The following is a 12,037-nucleotide window of genomic DNA, read 5'->3' on the forward strand; positions in this document are numbered from 1 at the left end:
ATTGCGATTACTCGATTACTTTAGGTACAAGATACAGGCCGCTGTCCACAGCAAGCTCTGCCGAACCATTGCCCAGCACTGGCGAAATTTTTTGGAAAGATTCACGCTGATTGGTTTTGGTCACCACATCGTCACGTAAACGTTGCACCACGTCTTGTGAATGCGACATAGGCTCAATCCCCGCAGTATCCACTGCCTGCATTTGCTCGATCAGGCCCAATATGCCAGTCAGTTTTGACAACGTTGCCGCAGCATCACTATCGCTTACTTCCAAGCGGGCAAGATGCGCTATTTTTTTTATATCATCAGTACTCAGTGCCATGCTTCTAACAATCCGAAATGGTTAGTTGAAATTTGATAAGTTTGCAGCAAACTTACCTTTTTAATCTATTGTTTGTAAATTCAAGGAACAAGTGCTTAACCCGGCAGTCTTCATCCAAGCGCGACTTGTGTGAAATTAACCCCGGTGCACCTTAATTTTTCCAATGCATCTTAATTTTCAACAAGATATACGGTATTATAACCTGATTTTTCGTGTACCTTAATCGCGCCATCTACGATTAACTGAGGATTGCCTCAGGATTAACCAAGCACGCAGCACTAAACCAGCACCACACCACAGGAAAAACATAATGTTAGGCACTATAAGTAGTTATTTCTCAAACGATCTTGCCATCGACTTAGGCACAGCAAACACCCTCATTTACTCACGCGGCAAAGGCATCGTTCTAGACGAACCATCCGTGGTCGCGATTCGTCTAGAGGGTGGCCCTAACGGCAAAAAAATCCTTCTAGCCGTTGGTGCTGAGGCAAAAGGCATGCTAGGCCGTGCACCTGCCAATATTCAAGCGATTCGCCCGATGAAAGACGGCGTGATTGCAGATTTCACCATCACTGAGCAAATGCTCAAATACTTTATCCGCCGCGTGCACGATTCACGTTGGTTTGCACCTAGCCCACGCATTATTATTTGCGTACCGGTAGGTTCTACCCAAGTTGAGCGCCGTGCAATTAAAGAATCTGCAGAGCGCGCCGGTGCTAAACAGGTGTTCCTGATTGAAGAGCCAATGGCAGCAGCGATCGGCGCCGACATGCCAGTATCAGAAGCTACCGGCTCTATGGTGGTGGATATCGGCGGCGGCACCACAGAGGTAGGCGTCATTTCACTAGGCGGCATCGTATACGCTAAGTCAGAGCGCGTAGGCGGTGATAAATTCGACCAAGCCATTATTGATTACATCCGCCGCAATTACGGCATGCAAATTTCTGAGCCAACAGCGGAAGCAATTAAGAAAAAAATCGGTTCTGCCTTCCCAGGCTCAACCGTGCTAGAAATGGAAGTTACCGGCCGCAACCTGGCAGAAGGCTTGCCACGTAAATTCACCATTTCCAGCAATGAAATTCTGGAAGCACTCACCGAGCCACTAAATGCCATCGTAGGCGCAGTAAAATCAGCTCTAGAGCAGACCCCACCAGAACTGGGTGCCGACATTGCAGAAAAAGGCATGGTACTGACTGGCGGCGGCGCACTATTGCGCGATTTAGACCGTCTGCTGATTGAAGAAACCGGCTTGCCAGTGATTGTGGCAGAAGATCCGCTTACCTGCGTGGCACGCGGTTGCGGTCGCGCCCTAGAGGAAATGGACAGACTAGGCAGCATCTTCGCTTACGAGTAATCACACGCAAATACTAGACCTAGACAAATACTAGACTTAGATAAGAACAGCTATCCAGTAAAAGCAGCTAAAGTACAAGCATAATCTCGCTTTCACTTACAGCATTGAATTTTCTCAAGGCGTTTAGCGCTTTCAGGTCTAGTTAAAATTTAGTCTTGAGATTGACAAGAGATTTACTCGCAGCACCTAATAGGCCGTATTATTACGGCCTATGTCTTAATTAACAGCATTAAAGTTTGGAATCAGAACGTACTCACAATGGCCGGTTATCATCAAAATCTGGATCAACAGCAAGCCCCAGCTTTTTTTGCGCGCGGCCCTAGCCCACTGGCACGTCTGGCGTTTTTCTCTGCGCTATCATTGACATTAATGGCGACAGACTCACGCCTGCAATATCTGGGTACCGCGCGTGAGCACTTAATGGTGGTATTGCAACCATTGCAATTTATTGCAAATGCACCTTCTATGCTTTACGACTCAACCAACGAGTATTTTTCTACCCATCACCGTTTACTCAATGAAAATCAATATCTGCGCAAGCAGGCACTGGTGCAGGCGATTTCGCTGCAGAAAATGAAAACACTGACGCTGGAGAATACCAATCTGCGTCAACTATTAGCTGCCAATCAATCACTAGAAGAATACAGCCAGCTTGGCGAAATTCTGCATGTAGGACGCGACCCTTTTACCAAGAAAATCGTCGTCAATCGCGGCAGCAACCATCAGGTGGTAGATGGCGCAGCCGTGGTAGATGCCAAAGGGATAATCGGTCAAGTAACGCGCACTTATCCAGCCAGCAGCGAAGTCACCCTGATTACGGACAAATCACTGACCATCCCCATCCAGATTGAGCGCAATGGCTTGCGTGCCATTGCGTTTGGCCATGGCCGCGATAACACGCTAGACTTGCCATTTCTACCTGCCAACGTAGATATCAAACCCGGTGACAAGCTAGTGACATCCGGCATTGACGGCGTTTACCCCAAGGGGCTGGCAGTCGCCACCGTGACAGACATCCAAACCAGCGCAGACTCGCCGTTTGCAAGAATCGTCTGCGTGCCGACTGGTGGTATTGAAAATCATAAGCAAGTGCTCATTGTCAGCATCTCGCAGCCTGACAGCGTTGCCAACACCAGTGCGGCCAGCCAGCGTGCAAACAACAATGACATAGCCGCAAAAACCACCAAGCCTGAAGCAAGCCAAGCACTAGCAGGTGCAGCTAAAACACCGACAAACAAAGTACCAGCAAATGCTCCGGTAACTAACACGCCTACGGCGCCAGCAGTGCAAGCCGCAGCGACTTCGGCGCCGGCCACCTCAGCAGAAGCAACTCAACATAAACAGCCAGCTGTAGCAACTGAACCTAGCACCAGCCACAAACCCCATGCACAAGACTAAGTTACAAACCATTTACCTTTCACTGCTAGTGGCATTTGTATGCGTACTATTGCCTTGGTCAGGCAGCGCGCTCAAACTGCGCCCGGATTTTGTACTATTAGTCATCATCTTCTGGATTTTGCGCGCACCTAACAAATGTAACATCGGCACCGCATGGTTTATCGGCCTATGGGTTGACCTAGCAACCGGTGGCGTTTTTGGCCAATATGCACTGGCTTATACCATCACCACTTTCGTCGCTGTTATCTACCAGCGTCGCTTGGTGTTATTCAGCAATACACAGCAATTGGTTTATGTGTTGTTATTACTGCTTATTTCACAAGTGACTTTACTCACCGTTAAAATATTCTCCGGTAACGATGTATTAGGTTGGACTTATTTCCTACCCAGCCTCACCGGCGTTATCTTGTGGCAGGCCGCCGTTGCGCTTGGCTTAAATACCAGCAGACCTTCCCGCAAGTGATGTAAGCATGGTTGCTGAACTCAAAAATTATATTCATGAGCAATATTATTTCCGGCTACGCCTAGGGGTGGCCGGCTTAGTTGTACTCTGCCTATTTACGCTGCTGGCGTTCCGCTTTTATTATCTGCAGATTCTGCATTACGACCATTACCAAACACTGGCTGAAAACAACCGCATTTCACTAGTGCCGACCATCCCTAATCGGGGGTTGATTTTAGATAAAAATGGCGTGGTACTGGCGCATAATTTCTTTGTCTACACCTTAGAGATCACACCATCTAAAGTAAAAAACCTAGACAGCACCATTGCTGAACTGGGGCAGTTGATTGAAGTCAGCTCACAGGATAAAAAGCGCTTTAAGAAATTTAGAGAGCAAAGCCATAGCTTTGAAAGTGCCCCTATCCGCACCCATCTTAACGAGATTGAAGCTGCCAAGTTCGCAGTAAACCACTACCGCTTCCCCGGCGTTGAGATTAAATCACGCCTGTTCAGGCACTATCCCCTGGGAAAATTGGGCTCACACATGGTGGGTTATATTGGGCGCATTAACGATAAGGACATCGAAAATCTGAAAAATGATGGTGTTTACTCCAACTACAAAGGCTCAGACCACATTGGTAAAAGTGGGCTAGAGCAGTTTTATGAACGGCAGCTGCACGGAGTAACCGGATTTCAGCAAGTGGAGATTGACGCAGACGGGCACGCGGTGCGGGTACTCTCCAGCAACGCACCTATCCCCGGTGACAATCTGATTTTATCGGCAGACAGCAAGCTGCAGGAAATCGCAGAAACTGCTTTTGGCGAAAGACGCGGCGCATTGGTCGCAATCAACCCCAAAACTGGCGAGGTATTAAGCTATGTCAGCCAGCCTACATTCAACCCCAACCTGTTTGTAGACGGCATTGATAGCGAAAACTGGAAACTGCTCAACGAGTCCCTAGATAAACCTTTAATCAACCGACCACTACGCGGCATTTACCCGCCGGGCTCTACGTTTAAGCCATTTGTGGCGCTAGCCGGGCTAGAAGCAGGCAAACGCACCCCACCATTCTCGATTCAGGATGGTGGATTCTTCACCCTGGCCGGCAGCAGCCACCGCTATCGCGACTGGAAACCAAGCGGGCACGGCATGGTGGATATGCAAAAAGCCATTACCGTATCCTGTGACACTTTCTTTTACGGGTTGGCCATGGAACTGGGTATTGAGAGGCTCACTTCTTTTGTCAGCCACTTTGGCTTTGGCAGAAAATCAGACTTAGACATCAAAGGCGAAATTGGTGGCCTGCTGCCTACACCTGAATGGAAAAAACGTCGCTACAAGCAGCCGTGGTTCCCTGGTGAAACCGTCATTGTGGGTATTGGTCAAGGCTATACTTTGGTCACACCGCTACAATTGGCTCAAGCAACGGCTATTCTGGCCAACAATGGGGTGGCGATGAAGCCGCATTTAGTCACTAAAATCCAGAACAGTCTAACCGGCAAGCAAACGGATGTTCCAACCGTCGTGCAAGACCGCATTGAGCTTAATCCGGAAAATATGGCGATTGTAAAACGTGGCATGGTGGACGTGACCTTGCCAGGCGGCACCGCGGCAAGCGTGGGTGCAAATGCACCTTACTCCATCGCGGCCAAAACAGGTACCGCACAAGTGATTGGCATCAAGCAAAATGAAAAATACAACGAGCATGGCATGAATGAGCGCCATCTCGACCATGCCTTGTTTATTGCCTTTGCCCCAGCCGAAGACCCTACCATCGCTGTAGCCGTTATCGTAGAAAATGGCCGACATGGTGGCTCCACCGCTGGGCCGATTGCAAGAAAAGTCATGGATTATTATTTACTAGGGAAAACACCAGCCATTGAGCCCTCGGCAGTAGCTGCTCCTGTGCCTGCAGGCGCCACGGGCACGGCAACCATCCCTGAGGAAGAGCCACATGATTAGCAAATTATTTCAATTCTTATTCAAGCACTTAGATTCATTTCTCATGGCTTGTCTATTTTTTGCATTGCTATTAAGCCTGTTCGTTCTGTATAGCGCTTCTGGCCAAGACTTTTCGCGTATCTACGCACAAGGCATCAACGTGTTAGCAGCACTGGGCGTGATGTGGTTAGCTGCCAATATTTCACCGCTTAACTTGGAGCGTGCAGCGCGGCCACTGTATATCCTCGGCCTATTGCTGTTGATTGCCGTGGCACTCTTCGGCACCATTAGTCACGGCGCGCGCAGATGGTTAAACCTAGGCTTTATGCAAATACAGCCATCAGAACTGATGCGGATTGCAGTACCGATGATGCTCGCCTGGTATTTTGCCAGCAGAGAGGGGAAGTCCAGCGCTAGTAACTTTGTCATTGGCAGCTTATTACTCGCTTTTCCTGTAGCACTGATTATGAAACAGCCAGACTTAGGCACATCATTATTAATCGCATCCTCAGGTTTCTATGTGTTATTTCTTGCCGGCTTAAGCTGGCGCTTTTTATTAGTCGCATCAGCCTCATTACTGGCATTAATGCCGGTATTTTGGTCGTTATTGCATGACTACCAAAGAAAGCGCATTGAAATATTGTTCGACCCCACCCAAGATCCACTAGGCGCGGGCTACCATACGATACAGGCCATTATCGCCATCGGCTCCGGCGGCAGCGCAGGCAAAGGCTGGCTCAATGGCACCCAAACACAGCTAGACTTTTTACCTGAGCGCACCACCGATTTTATTTTTGCAGTATTCAGCGAAGAATTCGGCTTCTTGGGCAATATGTTACTGCTCGCTTTATTTAGCCTGATTATTGCGCGTGGCCTGGTGATTGCCTCGCAGGCGCAAAACACGTTTTCAAGATTGTTAGCGGGCAGTATCACGCTGAATTTTTTCTCGTACGCATTCGTCAACATGGGCATGGTAAGCGGCATTTTGCCCGTGGTTGGTGTACCATTACCCCTCATTAGCTACGGCGGCACCTCACTGGTGACACTGTATCTGGGGTTTGGTATTTTGATGAGTATACACTCCCATAAAAAACTCGTTGCAACCTAGTAAGCTGCAGCACTGAGGAGACATTCATGGCTACTTTCCAAAAGAGCTTTATCATCTTATGCATGGCATTACTGACCGCCTGCGCTGGCACCAGCACCAAGCCAGAGTCTAGCAACACTAAAAGCAAACCATCCAATAGTGCCAGCGGAAAAGGCGGCGGCTATTATCTGGATGACGGCCCTGGTGACAGCTCCGGCATTGATTTTGACAGCATCCCGGATGCACAGCTTAAAACCGAAAAACCTTTGGTCAGCAGTAATAAGCCGTATCAGGCTTTAGGGAAAAAATACGTGCCAATGACCAGCTACGCGCCTTACAGCAAACAGGGTGTCGCCTCCTGGTATGGCAAACGCTACCACGGCCGCAAAACCTCTAGCGGCGAAGTGTACGATATGTACGGCATGTCCGCCGCACACACCACCTTACCGATTCCTAGCTTTGCTAAGGTCGTCAACCCAGCCAATGGCAAAGCTGTGATTGTGCGCGTGAATGACCGTGGCCCATTCAAGAGTGATCGATTAATTGATTTATCCTACGCAGCCGCCCACAAATTAGGCCTAGTGGCTAACGGCAGCGGTACGGTGGAAGTCACCGCGATTGACACCAGCCCAGAAGCATTAAAAAACACGGCAAACATTACTGTAGCCAAAGCGGAACTAACCAATATCAACAAAACTCCAACCCCGGAGCCAATTAACGTAAGCAGTACAGCCAAGCCGTTAGTTTCAGAATCAAGCACCAGCAACGAAGTACGCACGCCTAGCTACTATGTGCAAGCCGGCGCTTTTAAGAATGAGGCTAATGGCGAGCTGCTACAAAAGAAAATTCTTGACCTCGACCTTGCAGGCGATGTGGCCGTAACTAGCGTGTATAATAATGGTTTACATCGCGTTAGATTAGGCCCTTTCGTCAATAGGAAAGAGGCTGACCTTCATGCAAACAAAGTACGTAATCAACTCAACATTTCCGCAATTGTTACCAATCAGTAAAGCTACACTTTAGAATCTCATGCATATCATCAAAACAAACGTTTTCACTCGCATTATCAGCGCAACTACACTAGCAATCAGCCTAGTTGCCACCTCTTTCACCAACTTGGCACATGCCGGTGCCGCGCAAATCGCACCGCCACCTAGCCTAGCGGTGAAAGCCTATTTACTTAAAGATTTTAACAACGGCTATGTGATTGCGCAAAACAATGCCAGCATGCGCGTGGAGCCTGCGTCTCTCACTAAAATCATGACCGCTTATCTTGCATTTAAAGCCGTGAAAAATGGCCACTTGCAACTGAACCAAACCCTGCCGGTGAGCGAGCATGCCTGGAAAACCGAAGGTTCAAAAATGTTTATTGAACCAAACAAACCAGCCACGGTGGATGAGTTGCTACACGGCATGATTATCGTGTCTGGCAACGATGCGTCGATTACGCTGGCCGAAGGCATTGCCAGTTCTGAGCCACTATTTGCACAAATGATGAACAAAGAAGCAGAACGCCTAGGCATGAAGAATACCCACTACATGAACGCTACCGGCTTGCCAGACCCACAGCACTACACTACCGCTGAAGATTTAGCGACCTTGGCGATGGCACTGATTCGCGACTTCCCAGAAGAATATAAACGCTTATATTCAGTAAAGGAATATGCTTACAACAACATCAAGCAGCCTAACCGTAACCGCCTGTTATGGCTGGACCCGAATGTAGACGGCATGAAAACCGGCCATACTGAATCTGCAGGTTATTGCTTGATTTCAACCGCAAAACGCGACAACACGCGCTATATCTCTGTGATATTGGGCGCACCGACCGATACTGCACGCGCTACCGAGAGCCAAAAATTATTGAACTACGGTTTCCAATTCTTTGACTCTGCTTTGGTATACAAACAAAACAAACCGGTGAGCAAGCTTAAAGTGTGGAAAGGTGAAGTCAATGAAATCAACTCCACCACCGCGAATGACCTGTACCTGACCCTGCCTAAAGGTGAATACGCCAATGTAAAGGCAATTGCTTCAAGTACTCAGCCACTAATCGCCCCGATCAAAAAAGGTCAGGTGATTGGGCAAGTTAAATTTGTACTCAATGGCAAAACCATTAGCGAGCGCGCATTGGTGGCGGACAGATCCGTTGCGACTGCTGGCTTATTCGGCCGCGCTTGGGACTCTATTAAACTACTGATGCAATAAGTGTGATCACGATGACCGATATTGACCCACAAACCACACCGCCACTTATCGAGTTTCCATGCAACTTCCCCATCAAAGTGATGGGGGAAACGCAAGACATATTCACGACGACGATTATTGGCCTGATTCAAACCATCGTGCCTAGCTTTAGTGCTGAGCAGGTGGAAATGCGAGCGAGCAGCAATGGCAAATACATCAGCCTGACCTGTTCGGTGGATGTGGACTCACAAGCACAGCTTGATGATGTTTATCGCTTATTAACAGCGCATCCTTTAGTGAAATATACGCTTTAAGATGCGCATCAGCTTGTGATGCTAACCAATATTATTGTTAGAAATCTAGGCATCACCTCATTTGAAGCCACTTGTGAGGCGATGCAGCAGTTCACCGCAGCACGCACGCCTGAGTCCGCAGATGAGATATGGCTCACCGAGCATACGCCGGTTTACACGCTTGGGCTTAACCGCAAACAGGTTGCACCGCCATCGCGCCATGATATCGCCGTAGTAAATACAGATCGCGGTGGCAAAATCACCTATCATGGGCCAGGCCAAGTCATCATTTACGTATTGTTAGACTTATCCAAACGCCATCTTAATATACGCAGTTTGGTCAGCCTGCTGGAGCAGACAGTGATAGAATTACTTGCGCAATATCAGGTAAGCGCAGTAGCAAAAGCGGATGCACCGGGTGTGTATGTAAGTGTAGGCAACACGCAAGAGGCAAAAATTGCCTCATTAGGCTTACGAGTAAAGAACAACTGCTGCTATCACGGCCTCAGCCTGAATATAGACATGGATTTAAGCCCATTTAGCGCGATTGACCCCTGTGGCTACAAAGGGCTGGCAGTGACACAAACCAAAGACCTCGGCATTGATGCCAATATACAAACCATTGGTGAGCAACTTGTAACCATGCTTGCCAGCAAACTAGAGCATTTGCATGACGAACCTACCTCCTAACAGAGCACCTAAAGTGGCTGGCGTGAAAGAAATCGACGCAGCCAAAACCTCGCGCATCCCGATTAAAATTATTCCGCAGCCAGTGCAGCGCAAGCCAGACTGGATACGCATGAAGGTGCCTGATGGCGAGCGCTATCAGGAAATTAAACGTGTACTACGTGAAAACAACCTGCATACTGTATGCGAAGAAGCCAGCTGTCCTAATATCGGCGAATGCTTTAGCGGCGGCACGGCCACCTTTATGATTTTGGGTGACATTTGCACACGCCGTTGCCCATTCTGCGATGTAGCGCACGGCAAACCGCTGCCACCAGACCCCAATGAACCGGAAAATCTTGCAAGAACCATTGCGCAGATGCGCTTAAACTATGTAGTCATTACCAGTGTAGACCGTGACGACCTACTGGATGGTGGCGCTCAGCATTTTGTTGACTGCATTCAAGCGGTACGCAAGCACTCACCCAATATCCGCATTGAAATTTTAGTGCCGGACTTCCGTGGCCGCCTAGATGTTGCAATGGAAATTCTGCGTAAAGCCCCGCCTGATGTGATGAACCATAATCTGGAAACCATCCCTAGGCTGTATAAACAGGCAAGACCAGGCTCGGACTACCAAAATTCGTTAAACCTATTAAAAGTGTTTGGTGAAATGTACCCGCATGTGCCGACTAAATCCGGCCTGATGTTAGGCCTAGGCGAGACGGACGAAGAAATTTTAGCGGTGATGCAGGATTTGCGCGCGCACAATGTCAGCATGCTGACATTGGGGCAGTATCTGCAGCCTAGCGTGCACCATTTACCGGTGATGCGCTACGTAGAACCACAAACTTTTGAAACTTTAAAACAAAAAGCTGACATGATGGGCTTTAATAATACCGCCAGTGGCCCCATGGTAAGAAGTAGCTATCATGCTGACGCACAAGCCCATCAAGTGATCACTTAACGATGGAGCCCCGCTGCCAGCAATGACCTCTAACTAACTGCGTTAAAGTTTTAAAAAAGGAAAATATGGTTCCGCATCTAACAACAGCACTTAATGGCCCACTGTTATCTCTAGAAAAAAGCATGCTAAACGCCATGCCGAAAATTGAGCATTGGTTTCGCACACAATGGTTAGATCATGCGGCACCATTTTACGCCTCGGTTGATTTACGTAACGCTGGTTTTAAATTAGCCCCGGTTGATACCAATTTGTTTCCTGGCGGCTTTAACAACCTGAATCCGGATTTCTTACATTTAAGCGTGCAGGCCGCGATGGTAGCTGTAGAGAAAATCTGTCCAGAAGCCAGCCGCTTACTCATCATTCCGGAAAACCACACCCGCAACACCTATTATTTACGCAACGTAGTGGAGCTAGCCAATATCTTAAAACAGGCTGGCATGGATGTAAGAATCGGTTCTATCTCTCCAGAGATTACCGAGCCCACCGTGCTGGAAACACATGACGGCCAGCCATTACTGCTAGAGCCTGTGGTGCGCGAAGGCAATCGCCTCAAACTGGCGGCAGCTAAAATAGGTGACACGCAACTAAGTGAGTTTGATAGCTGTGCTGTTCTGCTCAACAACGATTTATCTGGTGGCATTCCAGACATCTTGCAAAACTTAGAGCAAAACCTAATCCCGCCATTATATGCAGGTTGGAGCACGCGCAGAAAATCACAACATTTTGATGCCTACAATAGCGTGGCACGTGAGTTTTCAGAGCTACTGGGCATAGATGAATGGTTGTTGAATCCATACTTTGAAACCTGCGGTGAAATTGACTTTAACGCCAGAACAGGTGAAGACTGCTTGGCGGCTAAAGTGGAGTCATTGCTTGAAAAAATTAAAATCAAATACGCAGAATATGGCGTGACGCAAGAGCCGTTTGTGATCGTAAAAGCCAATGCCGGCACCTATGGCATGGGCATTATGACCGTAAAATCACCAGATGATGTACGCGGACTCAATCGCAAAGCACGCAACAAGATGTCCGTGATTAAAGAGGGGCTGGAAGTCACCGAAGTGATTATCCAAGAGGGCGTTTACACTTTTGAGAGCATCAATGATGCGGTAGCAGAGCCAGTGGTCTATATGATGGACCACTACGTGATAGGCGGCTTTTACCGCGTGCACACGGGGCGAGGCATAGACGAAAACCTGAATGCGCCTGGCTCACATTTTGTACCGCTAGCATTTGAAAAACCCTGTACCTTGCCCGACTGCGCAGGCTCACCGGACGCCACGCCTAATCGTTTTTATGCCTATGGCGTGGTAGCGCGTCTGGCGTTATTAGCCGCGGCCATCGAGTTGCAAGAGCAAGACCCTCTCAACCAATAAAGC

General features: G+C 48.5%; 12 protein-coding genes. 11 read left to right on the forward strand and 1 reads right to left on the reverse strand.

Translation table 11 applies throughout. The annotated features are described in order from the left end of the window. Positions 1-7: 7 nt before the first annotated feature. Entirely contained in the window at positions 8-322 is a 315-nt protein-coding gene (gene gatC / locus MMOL_RS11390; protein WP_015833189.1) for an Asp-tRNA(Asn)/Glu-tRNA(Gln) amidotransferase subunit GatC, read from the reverse strand. A gap of 310 nt (positions 323-632) precedes the next feature. On the opposite strand from gatC, the gene MMOL_RS11395 reads away from it, so the two are divergent. From MMOL_RS11395 to gshA, 11 genes are all read left to right on the forward strand, one after another. Next, a complete protein-coding gene (locus tag MMOL_RS11395) occupies positions 633-1,676 on the forward strand; it encodes a rod shape-determining protein (RefSeq protein WP_015833190.1) in 1,044 nt (347 codons plus the stop codon). 258 nt (positions 1,677-1,934) lie between these two features. Beyond that, entirely contained in the window at positions 1,935-3,074 is a 1,140-nt protein-coding gene (gene mreC, locus MMOL_RS11400; RefSeq protein WP_015833191.1) for a rod shape-determining protein MreC, read from the forward strand. Continuing rightward, positions 3,061-3,537 carry a rod shape-determining protein MreD gene (gene mreD / locus MMOL_RS11405; protein WP_015833192.1) on the forward strand — a complete coding sequence of 159 codons (477 nt, stop codon included), beginning with the start codon at positions 3,061-3,063 and terminating at the stop codon, positions 3,535-3,537. Before mreC ends, mreD begins: the two co-directional genes overlap by 14 nt. A gap of 7 nt (positions 3,538-3,544) precedes the next feature. Further along, positions 3,545-5,479, forward strand: a complete 1,935-nt coding sequence (gene mrdA, locus MMOL_RS11410) for a penicillin-binding protein 2 (protein ID WP_015833193.1) — start codon at positions 3,545-3,547, stop codon at positions 5,477-5,479. Beyond that, on the forward strand, positions 5,472-6,566 hold the full coding sequence (gene rodA, locus MMOL_RS11415; protein ID WP_015833194.1) for a rod shape-determining protein RodA: 1,095 nt from the start codon (positions 5,472-5,474) through the stop codon (positions 6,564-6,566). The genes mrdA and rodA overlap by 8 nt, the downstream gene beginning before the upstream one ends. Before the next feature lie 26 nt (positions 6,567-6,592). After that, positions 6,593-7,555: a septal ring lytic transglycosylase RlpA family protein gene (locus tag MMOL_RS11420; protein WP_015833195.1), complete on the forward strand. Its 963-nt coding sequence runs from the start codon at positions 6,593-6,595 to the stop codon at positions 7,553-7,555. Positions 7,556-7,574: 19 nt separating this feature from the next. Continuing rightward, on the forward strand, positions 7,575-8,753 hold the full coding sequence (locus tag MMOL_RS11425; RefSeq protein WP_015833196.1) for a D-alanyl-D-alanine carboxypeptidase family protein: 1,179 nt from the start codon (positions 7,575-7,577) through the stop codon (positions 8,751-8,753). A gap of 11 nt (positions 8,754-8,764) precedes the next feature. After that, positions 8,765-9,046, forward strand: coding sequence for an HP0495 family protein (locus tag MMOL_RS11430; protein WP_015833197.1), 282 nt, complete (start codon positions 8,765-8,767; stop codon positions 9,044-9,046). Positions 9,047-9,064: 18 nt separating this feature from the next. After that, positions 9,065-9,715 carry a lipoyl(octanoyl) transferase LipB gene (gene lipB / locus MMOL_RS11435; RefSeq protein ID WP_015833198.1) on the forward strand — a complete coding sequence of 217 codons (651 nt, stop codon included), beginning with the start codon at positions 9,065-9,067 and terminating at the stop codon, positions 9,713-9,715. Then, complete coding sequence (gene lipA / locus MMOL_RS11440; RefSeq protein ID WP_015833199.1) at positions 9,696-10,658, forward strand: lipoyl synthase; 963 nt, start codon at positions 9,696-9,698, stop codon at positions 10,656-10,658. The genes lipB and lipA overlap by 20 nt, the downstream gene beginning before the upstream one ends. 65 nt (positions 10,659-10,723) lie before the next feature. After that, positions 10,724-12,034, forward strand: coding sequence for a glutamate--cysteine ligase (gene gshA, locus MMOL_RS11445; protein WP_015833200.1), 1,311 nt, complete (start codon positions 10,724-10,726; stop codon positions 12,032-12,034). Positions 12,035-12,037 lie beyond the last annotated feature (3 nt).

Origin of the sequence: Methylotenera mobilis JLW8 (assembly GCF_000023705.1) — a bacterium.
Classification (GTDB): domain Bacteria; phylum Pseudomonadota; class Gammaproteobacteria; order Burkholderiales; family Methylophilaceae; genus Methylotenera; species Methylotenera mobilis.